Annotated in this window: 17 protein-coding genes; 11 read left to right on the forward strand and 6 right to left on the reverse strand. The window is 65.5% G+C overall.

Going from position 1 to position 17,632, the window contains the following annotated elements; genetic code table 11:
* The first annotated feature begins 103 nt into the window (after nt 1-103).
* The 4 genes from exeK to exeN all read left to right on the forward strand — a co-directional run bounded on the left by exeK (nt 104) and on the right by exeN (nt 3,664).
* The gene (gene exeK, locus BGO64_RS17155) at nt 104-1,123 is read left to right on the forward strand and encodes a GspK family T2SS minor pseudopilin variant ExeK (protein ID WP_223955811.1); all 1,020 of its coding nucleotides are present in this window, start codon (nt 104-106) and stop codon (nt 1,121-1,123) included.
* Nucleotides 1,124-1,236: 113 nt separating this feature from the next.
* Nucleotides 1,237-2,421, forward strand: coding sequence for a GspL family type II secretion system protein ExeL (gene exeL, locus BGO64_RS17160; protein ID WP_081999394.1), 1,185 nt, complete (start codon nt 1,237-1,239; stop codon nt 2,419-2,421).
* Nucleotides 2,418-2,909 (forward strand): GspM family type II secretion system protein ExeM, encoded by a 492-nt coding sequence (gene exeM / locus BGO64_RS17165; RefSeq protein ID WP_275872856.1) that lies wholly within the window; start codon nt 2,418-2,420, stop codon nt 2,907-2,909. The genes exeL and exeM overlap by 4 nt, the downstream gene beginning before the upstream one ends.
* The gene (exeN, locus tag BGO64_RS17170; RefSeq protein ID WP_039040581.1) at nt 2,906-3,664 is read left to right on the forward strand and encodes a GspN family type II secretion system protein ExeN; all 759 of its coding nucleotides are present in this window, start codon (nt 2,906-2,908) and stop codon (nt 3,662-3,664) included. Before exeM ends, exeN begins: the two co-directional genes overlap by 4 nt.
* Nucleotides 3,665-3,712: 48 nt before the next feature.
* On the opposite strand, the gene BGO64_RS17175 is transcribed toward exeN, so the two are convergent.
* A complete protein-coding gene (locus tag BGO64_RS17175; RefSeq protein WP_286701070.1) occupies nt 3,713-4,522 on the reverse strand; it encodes a helix-turn-helix transcriptional regulator in 810 nt (269 codons plus the stop codon).
* 146 nt (nt 4,523-4,668) lie between these two features.
* On the opposite strand from BGO64_RS17175, the gene tyrS reads away from it, so the two are divergent.
* The gene (gene tyrS, locus BGO64_RS17180; protein ID WP_286701071.1) at nt 4,669-5,934 is read left to right on the forward strand and encodes a tyrosine--tRNA ligase; all 1,266 of its coding nucleotides are present in this window, start codon (nt 4,669-4,671) and stop codon (nt 5,932-5,934) included.
* On the opposite strand, the gene BGO64_RS17185 is transcribed toward tyrS, so the two are convergent.
* Nucleotides 5,929-6,834 carry a LysR family transcriptional regulator gene (locus tag BGO64_RS17185; protein ID WP_286701072.1) on the reverse strand — a complete coding sequence of 302 codons (906 nt, stop codon included), beginning with the start codon at nt 6,832-6,834 and terminating at the stop codon, nt 5,929-5,931. The genes tyrS and BGO64_RS17185 overlap by 6 nt on opposite strands.
* A gap of 116 nt (nt 6,835-6,950) precedes the next feature.
* Between BGO64_RS17185 and BGO64_RS17190 the strand changes: the two genes are divergently transcribed.
* Complete coding sequence (locus BGO64_RS17190; RefSeq protein WP_286701073.1) at nt 6,951-8,057, forward strand: NADH:flavin oxidoreductase; 1,107 nt, start codon at nt 6,951-6,953, stop codon at nt 8,055-8,057.
* Nucleotides 8,058-8,136: 79 nt separating this feature from the next.
* Here the strand turns inward: BGO64_RS17190 and yrfG are convergent, their stop codons facing one another.
* On the reverse strand, nt 8,137-8,805 hold the full coding sequence (gene yrfG, locus BGO64_RS17195; protein ID WP_119197289.1) for a GMP/IMP nucleotidase: 669 nt from the start codon (nt 8,803-8,805) through the stop codon (nt 8,137-8,139).
* A 147-nt stretch (nt 8,806-8,952) separates the two neighbouring features.
* On the opposite strand from yrfG, the gene nudE reads away from it, so the two are divergent.
* From nudE to BGO64_RS17210, 3 genes are all read left to right on the forward strand, one after another.
* On the forward strand, nt 8,953-9,561 hold the full coding sequence (gene nudE / locus BGO64_RS17200) for an ADP compounds hydrolase NudE (protein WP_039040577.1): 609 nt from the start codon (nt 8,953-8,955) through the stop codon (nt 9,559-9,561).
* Nucleotides 9,562-9,605: 44 nt separating this feature from the next.
* The gene (gene cysQ / locus BGO64_RS17205; RefSeq protein WP_010675709.1) at nt 9,606-10,418 is read left to right on the forward strand and encodes a 3'(2'),5'-bisphosphate nucleotidase CysQ; all 813 of its coding nucleotides are present in this window, start codon (nt 9,606-9,608) and stop codon (nt 10,416-10,418) included.
* 411 nt (nt 10,419-10,829) lie between these two features.
* Nucleotides 10,830-12,098, forward strand: a complete 1,269-nt coding sequence (locus BGO64_RS17210; protein ID WP_029314815.1) for an aromatic amino acid transport family protein — start codon at nt 10,830-10,832, stop codon at nt 12,096-12,098.
* Nucleotides 12,099-12,181: 83 nt separating this feature from the next.
* Here BGO64_RS17210 and BGO64_RS17215 read toward each other — a convergent pair whose 3' ends face one another.
* From BGO64_RS17215 to metJ, 3 genes are all read right to left on the reverse strand, one after another.
* Complete coding sequence (locus tag BGO64_RS17215; RefSeq protein ID WP_103261510.1) at nt 12,182-12,520, reverse strand: tRNA-binding protein; 339 nt, start codon at nt 12,518-12,520, stop codon at nt 12,182-12,184.
* Between the two features lie 84 nt (nt 12,521-12,604).
* On the reverse strand, nt 12,605-13,363 hold the full coding sequence (locus BGO64_RS17220) for an AraC family transcriptional regulator (protein ID WP_286701086.1): 759 nt from the start codon (nt 13,361-13,363) through the stop codon (nt 12,605-12,607).
* 35 nt (nt 13,364-13,398) lie between these two features.
* A complete protein-coding gene (gene metJ, locus BGO64_RS17225) occupies nt 13,399-13,722 on the reverse strand; it encodes a met regulon transcriptional regulator MetJ (RefSeq protein ID WP_005327165.1) in 324 nt (107 codons plus the stop codon).
* Nucleotides 13,723-13,945: 223 nt separating this feature from the next.
* Here metJ and metB point away from each other — a divergent pair, with 223 nt between their 5' ends.
* Together metB and BGO64_RS17235 are read left to right on the forward strand one after the other, a co-directional pair.
* Entirely contained in the window at nt 13,946-15,124 is a 1,179-nt protein-coding gene (gene metB / locus BGO64_RS17230) for a cystathionine gamma-synthase (RefSeq protein WP_010675705.1), read from the forward strand.
* Nucleotides 15,124-17,577, forward strand: a complete 2,454-nt coding sequence (locus tag BGO64_RS17235) for a bifunctional aspartate kinase/homoserine dehydrogenase II (protein ID WP_128296181.1) — start codon at nt 15,124-15,126, stop codon at nt 17,575-17,577. The genes metB and BGO64_RS17235 overlap by 1 nt, the downstream gene beginning before the upstream one ends.
* Nucleotides 17,578-17,632: the final 55 nt, after the last annotated feature.

The following is a 17,632-nucleotide window of genomic DNA, read 5'->3' on the forward strand; positions in this document are numbered from 1 at the left end:
AGAATGGTAACTGATCGTCGTTTTCCCCTGTCCGTCACGGAGGATGACGGCACTATTCGACGTCGCCAGTTCCTGAACGGCGCTGGTGGCCAGAGGGCGGACAATGGCAATTAAGCGCCCCCGCCCTCCTTCGGCCCCCGGCAGACAGCGGGGCATGGCCCTGCTGGTGGTGTTGCTCATCCTCGCGGTGATGGTGATCGTCGCCAGCAACATGAGCGGCCGCCTGCAACTGGAGCTGCGCCGCACCGCCAACCTCACCCTGGGCAAGCAGGCCTGGTGGTATGCCATGTCGGCGGAGGCCCTGGTGATCAAGGTGCTGAACCAGGACTTCAAGGATGACCCGGATCGGGTGAGTCTGGGACAGAACTGGGCGCGGGAGGACGGGGTCTTCCCGGTGGAGGATGGCACTCTCTCGGGCCGGGTGCGGGATCTGCAATCCTGCTTCAACCTCAACAGCCTGAGCGTGCCCCTCAAGGAGGGGGAGAACGGCGACGATCTCGAGGCCCAGCCTTACCAGTTCAAGGTGTTCCGGGCCCTGCTCGCCCAGCTCGAGGTGGATGATTACGAAGCGGTGCAGCTGACGGACGCCATCCGCGACTGGACCGACAAGGATACCCAGCTGGTCTCGAGCAACGGGGCCGAGGATGCCTACTACGAGGGACTCAATCCCCCCTACCTGGTGGCTAACCAGCGGATGCTGGGCACCGACGAATTGCGGGCGGTGCGCGGGGTGAGCGCCAGCCTGTACGCCCGGTTGGCCCCCTATGTGTGCTCCCTGCCCAATGACAAGCTGGTGGTGAACATCAACACCATCCGGCCGGAGCAGGCGGCCCTGCTGGTGGGGCTCTACCAGGGGAAGATCGGGCTGGACGATGCCAAGCGGGTGCTGACCAGCCGCCCCAAGAAGGGGTGGAAGAACAAGCAGGAGATGACGGAGCAGTTGCAGGTTCAGCCGGGTGCCATCACCGGGCTGGATGGCGCCCTGGACATCAAGAGCAGCTTCTTCGAGGCCCGCCTGCTGGCGGAGGTGGGGGAGACCCGCGCCAGGCTTGAGACCGTCTTCCAGCGTGGCAAGGACAACAAGCTGGTGATGCTGCGTCGCCTGAGCGGCGGCGCCGAATAACAAGGGGGCGTGGGGCGGTTTCAGCTGCCCTGCGCATCCCCCGATTGGACTGCAACCCATGGCTGTGCGCCCGCCCCCCTGAGGGAGGAGCGGGCATGGCAGGAGAGACATTAGTGAGCGAGAGTCTGGTCATCCGTCTGGGGACCAATGCGCAGCAGCCAGTGCACTGGCTGGTCTGGTCGGCGCAGGAGCAGGAGATCATCGCCTCCGGCATCCTGGCCTCGGCGCACGCCCTCGGCGAGCTGCAGGAGCGTGCCGGTGGTCGCCCCGTGGTGACCCTGGTGCCCGGCAGCGATCTTATCTTCCGGCGGGTCAATCTGCCGGGCAAATACAGCCGCCAGAGTGCGGCGGCCCTGCCCTATCTGCTGGAGGAGCAGATCGCCTCAGACGTGGACGATCTGCACCTGGTGGTGCTCGGCCATCAGGGCCGCGAGGTGGATCTGATGGCGGTGGACAAGGGGAAGATGCACTCCTGGCTCGGTTGGCTGGAGCAGGCAGGGCTCAAGACCCTGCACCTGCTGCCCGACGTGCTGGCGCTGCCGCTCGCCGCCGATGGCTGGTCAGCCCTGCAGCTGGGGGAGGAGTGGCTGGTCCGCCAGGGCCCCCGTCAGGGCATAGTGGCGGAGGAATCCCTGCTGGCCATGCTGCTGGCAGCGCAGACCGAACCCGTCACCCTTCACTGCCATACTCCCATCCCCGCCATGGCGGCGGGCAACTGGCAGGGGGCTGACCCGGAACTGCCCATGCTGTTGCTGGCGAAAGGGGCGCTGACCTGCCAGGCCAACCTGTTGCAGGGGCCCTATCGTCCCCAGACCGAATACGCCCGCTACTGGTTGCAGTGGCGCAAGGTGGCGGTGCTGGCAGGCGTATTGTTGCTGGTGGCCCTGGTGCAGCGCGGTGTGCATCTGCACCAGCTGACGGAACAGGACAAGGCCCTCAAGGCGGAGATCCGGCAGGTCTACACCCGGATCTTCCCGGGGGAGACGCGCATCGTCAACGTGCGCAGCCAGATGACCCAGCACCTCCAGCAGTTGGGGCAGGCTCCCCAGGATGGCGTCCTGTTGCTCCTGACCGAGCTGGCCCCGGTGTTTGCCGAGGTGCCCGGCCTCAAGCCCGAAGTGCTGCGCTTCGATGCAGCCCGGGGCGAGCTGAGGTTGCAGGTGACGGCCCCCGGCTTCACCGAGATCGAACGTTTCCGCGAGCTGGCGGGCAAGCGCTTCGAGGTGCAGCAGGGTGAGGTGCGAAGCACCGAAGGCAAGGTCGAAGGGGCGCTGGTGCTCAAGGGGAGGTCGTCATGATGGACAAACTGCAGAGCTGGTGGCGCGACATCAGTGCCCGCGAGCAGCGGCTGGTGGCGGTGGGGGGCAGCGTGCTGCTCATCGGGCTCTTCTACTGGGCGATCTGGCAGCCGGTGGCAAATCGCATTGCCGAGCGCGAGCGGCAGGTAGTGAACCAGCAGCAGACCCTGGCCTGGCTCAAGGAGAAGGGACAGGAGGTGCTGGCGATGCAGGGGGGACAGGGGCGCCAGATCGATACCGGCGGTACCCTGGACGGCGTGGTGAACCGCACCGCCTTCAACCAGAAGATCAAGATTGCCCGCTTGCAGCCCCAGGGTCAGGAACTGCAGGTATGGATAGACACGGTGCCGTTCGATGATCTGCTGATCTGGCTTGCGACCCTCTCGGATCAATACGGCGTCCAGGTGCAGATCATCGAGCTGGCCCGCGAGGGGCTGGCCCCCGGGCTGGTCAAGGTCAGACGTTTGCAGTTGAGTCGTTCCCAATGAAGCGAAAAATAGTGATCGCCAGTCTCTTCCTGCTGGCCTATCTCGGTTTCCTGCTGGCCCAGTTGCCTGCATCCCTGGTGGTGCGCCATCTGCCGCTGCCCCCCAATCTGGTGCGGCTGGAGGGGGTGAGCGGCACCCTCTGGAGCGGTCAGGCCGCCCGGGTGCAATATGCCAGCGAGTCCCTCACCCAGTTGCGCTGGGATCTCGATGGCTGGTCTCTGCTGCGGCTGGCGCCCGAGGTGTCGGTGCGCTTTGGCGAGCGCAGCGGACTCAACGGGCAGGGGATCCTGGGTTGGAACGGTGCCGCTTTCGGGCGCGACATCACCCTGAATGCGCCTGCCCCCTGGGTGCTGGAGAGGGTGCCGATGAGACCCCCCTTCCCGTTGACGGCGACGGGTCAGTTGCAGCTCAAGATCGATCAGTTTGCCCAGGGCACTCCCTGGTGCGACAACCTTTACGGGGATCTTCACTGGTATGACGCACAGGCGGACACCCCGGCGGGCAAGCTGGCCCTGGGGGATCCCGAGATCACGCTCACCTGTCTCGACTCCCGGCTGGTGGCCGAGATCAAGCAGGGCTCGGAGGCGGTACAGGTGCTGGGCAAGCTGGAGTTGCAAGCCAATCGCCAGTACCTGTTCCAGGGCACCCTGAAACCGGGTCCCGAGCTGCCGGACCAGATGAAACAGGGGCTCCCCTTCCTCGGCCAGCCCGATGGGCAGGGGCGCTTCCCGCTGCGTTATCAGGGCCGCATCTGACGGCGTTGCCCATGGTTTGAACCACCCCGCCCCGGCGGGGTGGTGTTGTTATGGGGGCGCGCCGGCTGGCGCCGTGATGAGGTGATTGAGGAAGAAGCTGAACAGCTCGGCCCGGGAGTGCAGGTTCAACTTGGCGTAGAGATGCTTGCGGTGATTCTTCACCGTGCCGCAGCCGATGCCGAGCGCACCGGCAATGGCCTCGGTATCCAGCCCCTGCAACAGCAATCCCGCCACCTGGCGCTCCCGCCGGGTTAGCTGATCTCCCCCCACACTGGCGATAGCCTGCTCCACCGCCCCCTTGAGGTCAGTGCCATCTGACCTGGCCGGACTGCGGGCCAGTCGGGGTGTCTCTTCCCGCCAGTGCTGGCGACACAGCGAATGCACCAGCGGGAACAGTGCCTCCAGCCTGGCCAGCTCGTCACGGCTGAGGGAGCTGCGCTTGTCGAGGCGGCCCAGAAACAGCATCAGGGTGAGGCCGCCGCGCACCGGCAGGATCAGCCCCACCTCCTCCTGCCAGCCGGTGGCCTGATAGAAGTGGTGGCGATACTCGGGGTCGAGCCGCCCCCGCGACACCTGCGACAGGGTCCAGACCCCGGCACCCAGCCCCTGCTCCAGCGCCTGCATGAAGGGATCCTGACTGAAGTGGCGGGTGAGGTAGCGGTCGAACAATAGGGCCCGCTGATGATGCAGGTTGTCGTAGAGGTAGACGGGGCGCAGCCCCACCCCGAGCAGCAGGGCACAGTCGAATGCCACCTGTTGCTGGATGAGGCGAACCAGGGCTGCCGGGAAGCCGCTGCCGTGCAGGGCATCGACGGCGGCGGTCAGGCTCAGGGTATCCGTGGCAGGAGACGGGGGCATGGCGATGGGCTCCGGGTCAGGGAATGGTTTCCCCACGATGGCAGGATGCTAGCACGGGAGTGGCAAAACTGTCCCCTGGGGGACATATCTGCCAGCACCGCAAAACGGCGAGGATGGCCCTCTTTCTCTTGCTGTTGGAGCCCTCTATGACAAATCCTCACCTGCTCGATGAGCTGACCCAGCGCGGCCTGGTGGCCCAGAATTCCGACCCGGTGGCGCTGGCCGACCATCTTGCCACCCCGTGCACCGTCTATTGCGGGTTCGATCCCACCGCTGGCAGCCTGCACATCGGCCACCTGGTGCCACTCCTGATGCTGCGCCGCTTCCAGCTGGCGGGCCACACCCCGGTGGCCCTGGTGGGCGGGGCCACCGGCCTTATCGGCGATCCCAGCTTCAAGGCAAGCGAGCGCACCCTCAACAGCGCCGAGACGGTGCAGGGCTGGGTCGCCAGCCTGTCGGCCCAGATAAGCGCCCTGTTGCCGGCGAGCGACGGGCTGGCGGCGCCGCTGCTGGTCAACAACGCCGACTGGATGGGGCAGATGTCCGCCCTCGATTTTCTGCGGGACATCGGCAAGCACTTCTCGGTCAACGCCATGCTGGCCCGCGAATCGGTGCGCCAGCGCCTGGCCCGTCCGGATCAGGGCATCTCGTTCACCGAGTTCTCCTACACCCTGCTGCAATCCCAGGACTTCGCCGTGCTCAACCAGCGCCTCGGCTGCACCCTGCAGATCGGCGGCAACGACCAGTGGGGCAACATCACCAGCGGCATGGATCTCACACGGCGGCTGCATCAGGCTCAGGTCTATGGCATGACGCTGCCGCTCATCACCAAGGCCGATGGCACCAAGTTCGGCAAGACCGAGGGGGGCGCCGTCTGGCTCGACCCGGCGCTCACCTCCCCTTACGCCTTCTACCAGTTCTGGCTCGGTACCGCAGACGAGGATGTCTACCGCTTCCTGCGCTACTACAGCTTTATGCCGCTGGCCGAGATTGAGGCGCTGGAAGCGGAGGATGCGAAGCGGCAGGGGCGCAAGCTGGCCCAGCAGGTGCTGGCGGACGAGCTGACCGAACTGGTACACGGCAAGGGGGCGCTGGCGGCGGTGCAACGCATCAGCGAATCGTTGTTCAGTGGCGAGGTAGCGCGCCTTGGGGAGAGCGATCTGGCCCAGCTGGCGCAAGATGGCATGCCAAGCAGCCCCATCAAGGGGGAAACGGATCTGGTGACCCTGCTGGTGGAGTGCGGCCTGGCCAACTCGAAGCGGATCGCCCGCGAGCTGCTGGCGGCGGGGGCCGTCAGCGTCAACGGTGCGATCCGCCGGGATGAGCCGCTCACCGCCGACGATCGGCTGTTCGGCCGCTACCTGCTGCTGCGCCGGGGCAAGAAGCAGTACCACCTGGTGATCTGCTCATGAAGGGGTGAGCGCCTCGATGACGTAGTCGAGGAAGTGGCCGACCAGGGCCGACTCGGCCCGGCGCTGGGTATAGAGGGCGTAGAAATGGGCCCCCTTGGGGCGATAGTCCGGCAGCACTTCGCGCACCACCCCCTCGGCCAGCTCGGCCGCCACCAGGTAGCGCGGCAGGCGGGCTATCCCCAGTCCCTGGCGCATCCCCTGGTGAATCGCCTTCTTGCTGCTGAAGGCCAGCTCGCCCGCTACCTCGAGAGGGATCTCGCGCCCCTGGGCAAGCAGGGGCCAGCGCTCGTGGCGGCCGTACTCCTGGCTGCGGGTGATGAGGCTGTGCTGGTGCAGATCCTGCGGTGTGGTGAGGGGCGGGTGGCGGTCCAGGTAGTCGGCGCTGGCGCAGAGCACCAGATCGTCCACCGCGATGGGGCGCGCCAGGTAGGGCTGGGTGCCGAGCTCAGTGCTGCGAAACGCCACGTGCAGGTTGTCGCGCAGCAGGTCGGCCGGGGTATTGCTGAAGTCAGCGATGATCCGCACCTCCGGGTGGTCGGCGCGAAAACGCAGCAGCACCGGAGTCAGCACCACTTCTCCCCAGAGATCCGGCGCCGTGATGCGCAGCTCCCCGCACAGTGCCGAGCGGCGGCGCTGCAGGCCGTCCAGCAACTGCTCGTGCAGGGCGATCATCTGGTCGGCCTGGCGGTAGGCGAGCTCTCCTGCGTCGGTCAGTTGCACCCGGCGGGTGGTGCGGCTCAGGAGCACGCTGCCGAGGTTTTGCTCCAGGTGGCGCAGATCTTTTGACGCCTTGCTCGGGGTGATGCCGAGCTGGGACGCCGCCGCGGCGAAGGATCCGCAGCGGACGATGGCGACCAGCAGGCGCATCAGGTAGAGGGTGTCGAGCTTGTGGTGACGCATGAGGGGTGGCCTATTGTGTCTTGCTGGGAATGAATGTCTTGCTTGAGTGCCTGATTATATCCTCTTGGCCCGGGTTTATAGTGGCCGCCATGCCATTGCTATCCTGGGAGAGGACGATGAACAAGAGACTGGGCGACAGCTTCCACTTCGAGCGAGCTGGATTGCTGCTCAAGAACCGGGCCGTGCTGGCCCCTTTGACCCACAACATGAGCGGCGCAGGCGGTGATCCCGGCCAGGCCGAGCTCGACTGGCTGGCGCGCTGCGCCCGTGGCGGCTTCGGCCTGCTCATCGCCGCCGCCACCCAGGTGCGGCCCGGCGGACGCTGCTGGGCGGGGCAGCCTGCCCTGATGACGGACGCCCAGCAGCAGGCCTTCACGGCCCTGGCCGACAGTGCGCGGCAGGCCGGGGCACTGGCGGTGGTGCAACTGCATCACGGCGGGATGCGGGCTCTGCCCGAGCTGAACGACGGGGCGCCGGTCGGCCCGTGCGCGCTGGCGCTGGACGGGCGTTACCCCCTCGGGGTCAAGGGGCTGAGCGAGGAGGAGATTCTGACGCTCATTGACGCCTTTGTGATCGCTGCCGAGCGGGCCCATGGCGCCGGCCTGCACGGGGTCGAGCTGCACGCAGCCCACCACTTCCTGCTCTGCAACTTCCTCAACCCCCTGCACAACCGGCGCACCGACCGCTGGGGGGGCAGCCTCGCGAACCGGGCGCGGATCCTGGTGGAGATAGTGCGCGGCATTCGCGCCCGTCTACCCCGGGGTTTCCTGGTCGGGGTGCGTCTTTCCCCCGAGAGCTATGCCCATATCCAGGGCATCGAACTGGCCCATCAGCTGGCGGTGGCGCGCCTGCTGGCGGAGGAGGGGATCGACTACCTGCACTTCTCCATGGGGGACAGCTTCAAGGCGGTGGCGGGGGATCCCGACGGCGGCGCCCTGCTGGAGGCGGTAAGAGTCGGGTTGGCCGGGCAGGTGCCGCTCATGGTGGCGGGCAAGATTAGCGACGCAGATTCGGCGGAGCGGGCTCTGGCCGGCGGCGCCGATCTGGTGGCGGTGGGCACGGCGGCCCTTGGCAATCCGGACTGGATGGAACGGGTGAGCCGCGGCCTGCCTCTGCATGCAGCCCCTTTCACGGCGGCGCACCTCACGGAGGTCGGCTTCACCCCAAGCGCCCTCGACTACCTGGCCGGCATGGGGGTGCTGGCCCCGCGCGATGCGGCCTGAGGGCTTTCATGAACGGGATGCGCTCGGCAGGCTGTTGAGCTGATGTGACAAGGCCCTCGTGAAGAGGGCCTTGTGCGTGTCAGGCGCCGAGAGGGAGCAGGTCGGCGTAGTCGTCGAGCGCCGGGAAGTGCTGGAAGGTGAGCGGCGGCATCTGGCTGTCGGGGTGACGGATGCCGAGCTGGTGAGCGATGCCGAACTCGGCCGAGGCGGCCAGGATCCGCTCGCTGTCATCCACGAAGAGGGTGCGGGCCGGGTCGAAGGCCAGCCGCTCGACCAGTGCCTGCCAGCAGTGCTGGCTCTCCTTCGACCACCCGAGCTCATGGGTGCTCACCATCAGATCGAGGTGCTGGGCGAGGCCGAGGCGTGCATCCTTCACCGACAGGCTGGCGGGATGGGCATTGGTGAAGAGCACCACCTGCTTGCCGGCGGCCTTGAGTGCGGCCAGGAAGGGAATGACGTTGGGGCGCCACTGGATCTTCTCCAGGATCTCCTGTTTGAGGGCGCGGATGTCGAGCCCGAGCGTCCGGGTCCAGTAATCCACGCAGTACCAGTCGAGGGTGCCGTTGACCGCATGATAGTGAGTGTCTATCTGCGCCTTCGCCTCGGCCAGCGGCAGGCCGAGTCGCTCGGCGTAGCGCGCCGGCACCAGGGTTTGCCACAGATGGCTGTCAAAATGGAGATCGATCAGGGTGCCATCCATGTCGAGCAACACGGTATCAATCTGGTGCCAGGGCAGGGGAGTCGACATGGGGCCTCGCGATGTCTGTGGTGATGGGAAAAACGGGGCGCATTATAACGGATTTTTCAGACATCTTTCCCCTCTTTGCCCCGTGGTGTTCGGCAGGGGAGTCGTTTACTCTTGAAACACGATTTTTTAACGAGCAGTCAGCCCCCGATGAGCGATCCCCACAAGCGCAATCCCGTCCACCTCAGTGTCGAGACCATGGCCCATGACAAGAGCAAGCCGGAGATCCTCAAGGCCGAGATCGTGGCCGAGAGCCGGCTGTTCAAGGTGGAGTCCCTTCACCTGAAATTCTCCAACGGCGAGGAGCGGGTCTACGAGCGGATGCGCGGCGGCAATCGGGGTGCCGTCATGGTGGTGCCCCTGTTCGATGCCCACACCCTGCTGCTGGTGCGCGAGTACGCGGCGGGCACCCACTCCTACGAGCTGGGTTTCCCCAAGGGATTGATAGACCCCGGTGAAAATGCCTTCGAGGCGGGCAACCGGGAGCTGATGGAGGAGGCGGGCTTCGGGGCGAGCAGCCTGACCCTGCTCAAGCAGGTGTCGCTGGCGCCGGGGTATTTCTCCAGCCGGATGGACATCTTGCTGGCGCGGGATCTCTACCCCGAGCAGCGGGTCGGTGACGAGCCCGAGCCTCTCGAGGTGATCCCCTGGCCCCTCAACCGGATCGACGAGTTGCTGGCACGACCGGACTTCACCGAGTCGCGCAGCATCAGTGCCCTGCTGCTGGCCAGCAAATGGCTGGCGGAGCAGGGAAATTAGCCCGCAGAGGGTCTGTTTGGCAATCAGAGGCAGAGGTAAGCACCATGCAGGAGTTGTTGGCCTGGATACCCGAGGTCAAGGAGATCGCCCGTGAGGCGGGCAGGATCCTTCACGAGATCTATCGCGGCGGTCAGTTCGAACGCCAGTTGAAGGAGGATGCGACCCCGGTCACCAGTGCCGATCTTGCTGCCGATGCCTACCTCAAACAGGCGCTGGCAGCGCTCACTCCCCATGTCCCCGTGCTGACCGAAGAGGCGGCCGACATCCCCTTCAGCCAGCGTGCGAACTGGCGCCAGTACTGGCTGGTGGACCCGCTGGACGGCACTGGCGAGTTCATCGCAGGCAGCGGCGACTTCGCCACCCTGATCGCCCTGGTGCGGGACAATGTCCCGGTGCTCGGGGTCATCTACGCCCCCGAATCCGATCTGCTCTACTGGGCGGTGCGTGGTCACGGCGCCTTCAAGGAGGCGAACGGCGAGAGCCGTCCCATCAGCGCCATCCATCATGAACACGATCAGCCTGACTCCCTGGTGGTGGCCATCAGCCGCCGCCAGAAACTGGAGAACCTGACCCGTCGCCTCAACCCGGCCATCCACTACGAGCTGATCCCGCTCGGCTCCAGCTCCCTCAAGTCCTGCCTGGTGGCGGAAGGCGTGGCGGATTGCTACGTGCGCCTGGGCCCCACCGGGGAGTGGGATACCGCTGCCGCCCAGTGCATCGTGGAGGCGGCAGGGGGGCGCATCCTCAGCCTGGCGCTGCAACCGCTGAGCTACAACGAGACCGAGTCGCTGGAGAACCCGGACTTCATCGTGATGGGGGACCCGGATCTCGCCTGGGGTCGCATTCTGGCCCACTGACGGGTCGACCAGCTCGCAGGGAATGCAATCAGGCGACCACAGGGTCGCCTGATTGCATTGGTGTGATCCACTGGCTGGTTACGGGGATTTTAGGGAGATTCGCTAGTGATGGCGATAACGGCAGTGGATCATCACATCCAATCTGGCTGCACTGGCATAAATTTCATTTAATTCTGAAAACATGCATTTCATCGAAACAAAAAATCGACGTCGGTTTTAATTTTGGTTTTATATTCCTAACTTTTGGTTAGTGTCAGGATTAATCGAATAATTCGGGGTGAAATTTCCTCCCAATCTCACTGGTGGAACAGGGCTTTGCCAGTGAGATCTGCCAGTCTCCCTTTTTGAGAATTAAATGCTAAAGGAGCACAATGTTTTTAGATTTTAATACTACGTAAAAGTGATTTATCGATGAGTTTATCTGCAGACGTCTCACGGGAGCTGTCCGGTTCCCCCTCCACCATGGCCAGCACTGGCTGGCGTCGCCACGACACCCACTGGGTCATCAGCCTGTTCGGCACCGCCGTCGGCGCCGGCATCCTGTTCCTGCCCATCAACCTGGGTCTGGGGGGGATCTGGCCCCTCATCATCGTCGCCGTGCTGGCCGGTCCCATGACCTTCCTCGCCCACCGCGGGCTGGCGCGTTTCGTGCTCTCGTCGTCGCGCCCCCAGGCCGACTTCACCGAGGTGGCCGAGGAGCATTTCGGCAAGATGGCCGGGCGCCTCATCTCGGCGCTCTATTTCCTCTCCATCTTCCCGATCCTGCTCATCTACGGCGTCGGGCTGACCAACACGGTGGAGAGCTTCATGGTCAACCAGCTCGGCCTGGCCTCCCCGGATCGGGTGATGCTCTCCGGCGTGCTGGTGTTCGCCATGATCGCCGTGATGCTGGCCGGCGAGAAGGCGATGCTGCGGGCCTTCGCCGTCATGGTCTACCCGCTGGCGGCGATCCTGCTGGCCCTCTCCTGCTACCTCATTCCCCAGTGGCAGTGGCCGGAAGTGACCGCCTTTGAAGGCACGAGCTTCCTCAACACCGTCTGGCTGGCGCTGCCGGTCACCGTGTTCGCCTTCAGCCACGCCGCCGCCATCTCGGGCTTTGCCAACGTGCAGCGCCGGGAGTACGGGGAGCAGGCCGAAACCAAGAGCGGCCTGATCCTGCGCAACACCACCGTCATGCTGGTGGGCTTCGTGCTCTTCTTCGTCTTCTCCTGCGTGCTGAGCCTCTCCCCGGCTCAGTTGGCCGAGGCCAAGGCCCAGAACGTCTCCGTGCTCTCCTATCTCGCCAACATCACCGACAACCCGGTGATCGTGACCCTGGGGCCGCTCATCGCCTTCATCGCCATCAGCTCCTCCTTCCTCGGCCACTTCCTCGGTGCCCGCGAGAGCCTGAAAAGCCTGATCGCCAAGCCCACCGGCCTGCCGCTGGCGAAGGCGGACAAGCTCGGCATCGCCCTGATGTTCTTCGCCATCTGGGGCGCCGCCATCATCAACCCGGGCATTCTGGGGTTGATGGAGACCCTCTCCGGCCCCGTCATCGCCATGATCCTCTTCATCATGCCGGTGGTGGCCATCTACAAGGTGGAGGCGCTGGCCCGCTTCCGTCACCGTTGGGTCAACGGCTTCATCCTGCTGACCGGTGCCCTGGCGGTCTCGGCCCTGCTGTTCAGCCTGCTGAAATAAGCCAGGCCGTCAGCATCAAACAAGAGAGGCGACCCCGGGGGTCGCCTCTCTTGTTTCTGCTCTCTGGTTGCCTTGCCGTCGTCTCACCCCAGCTTGGCGCCGTTCTCCACCGCCTGCTCGGGGATGGCGATCACCACGGCGCCATCCGGGCGATAGAAGCCGGTCAGCAGAAACTCCGACTGGATGGGGCCTATCTGCTTGGGGGGAAAGTTCACCACGGCGACGATCTGGCGGCCCACCAGATCCTCCGGTCGATAGAGGTCGGTGATCTGGGCGCTGCTCTTGCGCACCCCGATCTCGGGGCCGAAATCCGCCCACACCTTGTAGGCGGGGCGGCGCGCCTCGGGGAAGGGCTCGACCCGCACCAGGGTGCCCACCCTGAGCTCCACCATCTCGAAATCCTGCCAGCTTATGGTCTGCATCTTGGCTCCTCGTTGCCCATACCTTGCATGAGCCTCAGCATGCCTCGAATGCCCGGGGATTGTCTTCGGCAAAGAGCCGACTGATTACGGCAGGCGGCCGTTTTGCTGGCGCCAGAGGGAAGGGGTCAGTCCGGTCTCGGCCAGGAAGCGCTCGGCAAAGGCCCCCTGGTTCTGGTAGCCGCAGCGGCTGGCCACTTCGCCGACGGGCAGCCGGGTGCGGGCGAGCAGGGTGCGGGCCAGCGCCATACGCCGCATCCTGAGGTAGTGGGAGACGCTCGTGCCCACCTGCTGGCGAAAGGCGTGTTTGAACTGGCTCAGGCCGAGGCAGGCGATGGCGGCGAGTTCCTCGTTGGTGAGGGGGTCTGCGAGGTGGGCTTCCATATGACGCTGCACCTTGGCGATACGAGGGGCTATGCGGGGAGCGACGGCGGGGCCCATGCCGCGTCCCTCGGTCAGCAGCCCGAGCCACACCTGCTCCATGCCGGCCACGTGGCGCCCCTCGGCCACCATGCGGTGCAGGAAGGCGAGGTAGTGGCGCTGGGCCTCATCCAGCTCGACGAAGGGGTGGTCCCCCAGGGCGGCCGGCAGCCAGTGGCTCTCCTGCACCAGAAACACGTGCGCCGGGTCGGCGGCGTAGTCGTGGCGAAGGCCAGGGGCGATGATGCAGGCAAAACCGGGGGCGAGGCGACATCCCCGACCCTGCACCTCGATCTCGAGGGGGCCGACGAGGGGGATCACCAGCTGGGCGTGGTCATGACTGTGGCTCTGCATGTCGCTCTGGTAGTGACGCAGGCTGAAGGGGGAGGCGGCAGATAAGCATGACGCGGCACCGGGCCGCGTCATTGAAAGGGATGCATCGTTTGCCATGGGCAGCCGCATTACTCGGCGTCGAAGTCTTCGATCTCTTTGCCAAGGGCTTCCATGATGGCGCGGGCCTCGGCGGGGACGCTGTCCGGGTGATCCTTGCGCAGGTCGTCGTCACAGGGCAGCGGCTGGCCGGTGAAGGCGTGCAGGAAGGCTTCGCAGAGCAGCTCGCTGTTGGTCGCATGACGCAGGTTGTTCACCTGGCGACGGGTGCGCTCATCGGTCAACACCTTCAGCACCTTGAGCGGGATCGAGACGGTTATCTTCTTGACCTGTTCGCTCTTCTTGCCGTGCTCTGCATAGGGGCTGACGTAGTCGCCGTTCCACTCTGTACCCATGTTCCACCTGTAGTCGTTTGGCCGTGAGCGCGGATTTTAACCCTTAAGGAATTCAATGGCAATCCAACAGCAAAGCCATTTAGACGTCTAGAAGTGTTGACGGCTTTTTTAAGGTGGCGTAGTGTGGTGCACCATGGGCCGGCAGTCCGGCCAGCGAAAATGAGAGCGGGGCTGGACGACCCACGAGGCGGACCGGCTCCGGCAACCCATCAAGGAGAGTGACATGACCCACAAGGCCACCCTGGCGGTACGCACCGGGATTGAGACAGACACGCAGCACGGTGCCGTGGTGCCCCCCATCTACCTCTCCAGCAACTACACCTTTGCCGACTTTGGCGAGCCCCGTCAATACGACTATGCCCGTTCCGGCAACCCGACCCGCACCAATCTGGCGGACGCCCTGGCGGCCCTGGAAGGGGGAGCCGGCGCCGTGGTGACCGGCACCGGCATGGGGGCCGTTCACCTGGTGACCACGGCTCTGCTCAAGGCGGGGGATCTGCTGATCGCTCCCCACGACTGCTACGGCGGTACCTGGCGCCTGTTCGAGTATCTGGCGGCCAAGGGCCACTACCAGGTGCAGTTCGTGGATCAGGGAGACGAGGTGGCGCTGGCCGCCGCGCTGGCCCAGAAACCCGCACTGGTGTGGGTGGAGACCCCCTCCAATCCGCTGCTGCGGGTGGTGGACATCGCCGCCATCGCCGAGGCCTCCCACGGGGTGGGGGCCCAGGTGGTGGTGGACAACACCTTCCTCTCCCCCTTGCTGCAACAGCCCCTGGCCCTTGGTGCCGACGTGGTGGTCCACTCCACCACCAAGTACATCAACGGCCACTCCGACGTGGTAGGGGGTGTGGCGATCGCCAAGGATCAGGCTCTGGCCGACTCCCTGGTGTGGTGGGCCAACTGCCTGGGGCTCACCTCCGGTGCCTTTGACTCCTACCTCACCCTGCGGGGCCTGCGCACCCTGGCCCCGCGCCTGCGCACCCATCAGGAAAACACGGATCGCATCCTCGCCTTCTTGCAGCAGCAGCCGCTGGTCAAGCGGATCTATCACCCCAGCCTGCCGAGCCATCCGGGCCACGACATTGCGCGCCGTCAACAGTCCGGCTTTGGCGCCATGCTAAGTTTTGAGCTCGATTGCAACGAGACGGGGCTGCGCGCCTTCCTCGCGGGGCTGCGCCTCTTCTCGGTGGCGGAGTCCCTCGGCGGGGTGGAGAGTCTGGTGGCCCATCCGGCCAGCATGACCCACAGGGCCATGACCCCTGCGGCCCAGCAGGCGGCGGGTATCAGTGCCCAGTTGCTGCGCCTGTCGGTGGGGATCGAACACGGTGAGGATCTGGTGGCCGATCTGGCCCAGGGGTTTGAACAGGCGCAGTTGGCACAACAGGCAGAGCAGGTGAAGTAATGGAACAACAACAAGGAGAGTGTGTGGTGGCAACAGAGGCAGTCTTCAAGCGGCGCCATGTACACAAGTTCGGCGGCAGCAGCCTGGCGGATCCGGTCTGTTATCGCCGGGTCGCCAGCATCGTCGAGCAACAGGTGGGGGGCAACGAGCTGGTGGTGGTTTCCGCCGCGGGCAAGACCACCAACCGGCTGATCCAGCTGGTGGAGCTGGCGGAAGCGGGGGATGAGGCCGCAGGCGAAGCCATCACCGCCCTGCACGCCTATCAGCAAAGCCTGATCGACGGCCTGCTGGAAGGGGAGCTTCACCTCGATCTGAGCCAGCAACTGACGGGCGACATGCAGCTGATCGCCAAGACCCTGGAGGGGCAGTTTGACCGCTTCGAGCGCAACGGCCTGCTCGCCTTTGGCGAGGTGTGGTCCGCCCGCCTGCTGGCTGCCCTGCTCACCAGCCGGGGTGAGGCGGCCGCCTGGCTCGATGCTCGCAGCTTCCTGCGCGCAGAAGACGGCGCCCTCATCAAGGTGGATACCGCCCTCTCCAGCGAGCTGCTCAAGGCTCGGCTGGCCGAGCACGCCGGTCGCATCGTGGTGACCGGCTTCATTGCCGCCGACATGGAGGGGCGTTCCCTGCTGCTGGGACGCAACGGCTCCGACTACAGTGCCAGCCTCCTGGCGGCGCTGGCGGACGGCGAGTCCACCACCATCTGGAGCGACGTGGCCGGGGTCTACAGTGCCGACCCGCGCCGGGTGAAGGAGGCGCGTCTGCTGGAGCGCCTGAGCCTGGCCGAGGCCAACGAGCTGGCGCGCCTGGGCTCCTCGGTGCTGCATTCGCGTACCCTGCAGCCGGTGGCCGACAGCCGTCAGCGCCTCACCCTGCGCTGCAGCTACAATCCGGACGAAGGCTGCACCCACATCCTGCGCCGTGCACCCCGCTCCGGCGGTGCCCGCATCGTCTCCTCGGTGGATCAAATAGCCCTCATCGAGCTCAAGGTGCTGCCGCAGACTGACTTTGAGCAGACAGTGGCGGCCATCGAGGCCCATCTGGCCCGCCATCGCCTCCATCCGCTCACCCTGCAGCGCCAGCCGGATCGGCGGGTCCTGCGTCTGGCCTACACCCTGGAGGTGGCACAAGGGGCCTTCGAGGTGCTCCGTGACTTCCAGTTGCAGGGCAACTTTACCGGCCTCATCCAGAAGGAGGGGTTCAGCCTGGTCGCCCTGGTGGGGGCCGGCGTCACCGACAATGCCGAGCAGTGCCACCGTTTCTACCAGCTGTTGGCGGATCAGCCTCTGGAGTTCGTGCAGGTGGCCAAAGACGGCCTGAGCCTGGTGGCCGTGCTGCGCCAGATCGTGCTGGAGCCGCTGCTCATCGCTCTGCACAGTGCCCTGTTCAGCCGCCCGACCCGGGTCGGGCTGGTGGTGTTCGGCAAAGGCAATATCGGTGGTCACTGGCTGGGGCTCTACGCCCGCGAGAAGGCGCGCCTCGAGCATGAGCTCAATCTGGCGCTCACCCTCTACGGGGTCTTCGACTCCAAGGGCGGGCTGCTGGACGAAGAGGGGCTGGATCCCCTCAAGGTACAGGACAACTTCAATCCCAAGCCGCTCATCTGGCCGGAGCTGCTCTCCCAGCTGGAGCAGCACAGTTTTGACTCCCTGATCGCGCTCGACATGACCGCCAGCGAGACGGTGAGCCGCTACTACCCGGACTTTGCCCAGCTCGGCATCCACATCATCGCCGCCAACAAGTTTGCCGGTGCCGCCGACAGCGAGTTTTACCAGCGCATCAAGCAGACCTGCCGCGACCACCAGGTGCAATGGCGCTACAACGCCACCGTGGGGGCCGGGCTGCCCATCCAGTCCAGCATCCAGATGCTGCGTCAGAGCGGTGACCGCATCCAGGGGGTCTCCGGCATCTTCTCCGGCACCCTCTCCTGGCTGTTCCAGCAGTATGACGGCACTCGCCCCTTCTCCGAACTGGTGGACGAGGCGTGGCAACATGGCCTGACCGAGCCGGATCCCCGGGAGGATCTCTCCGGTCAGGATGTGCGCCGCAAGCTGCTCATCCTGGCGCGGGAGGCGGGCTTCGAACTCGACTCCGCCGACATCGAGCTGGAGAACCTGGTGCCGGTGGCCCTGCGCAAGGTGACTGCGGATCAGTTCATGGACAGGCTCAAGGAGCTGGATGACCCTATCCAGACCGCCTTCGAGGGGGCGCGCCGGGTCGGCAAGGTGCTGCGTTATGTCGCCCGCTTCGAGCACGACGGCAAGGCCCGCGTCGGGCTGGAGGCGCTGGAGCCCCATCACCCGTTTGCCAACCTCTTGCCCTGCGACAACGTGTTCGCCATCGAGAGCGACAGCTATCGCACCAACCCCCTGGTGATCCAGGGGCCGGGAGCGGGCCGGGAAGTGACGGCCGCCGCCATCCAGTACGATCTCTGGCAGATCTGCGCCAGCCTCTGAGGCTGCGTGACACGATGCAATGAGAAGAGGCGCCCCAGGGCGCCTCTTCTGTTAT

Source organism: Aeromonas sp. 62-46, assembly GCF_001898585.1.
GTDB classification, from domain to species: Bacteria; Pseudomonadota; Gammaproteobacteria; order Enterobacterales; family Aeromonadaceae; genus Aeromonas; species Aeromonas caviae.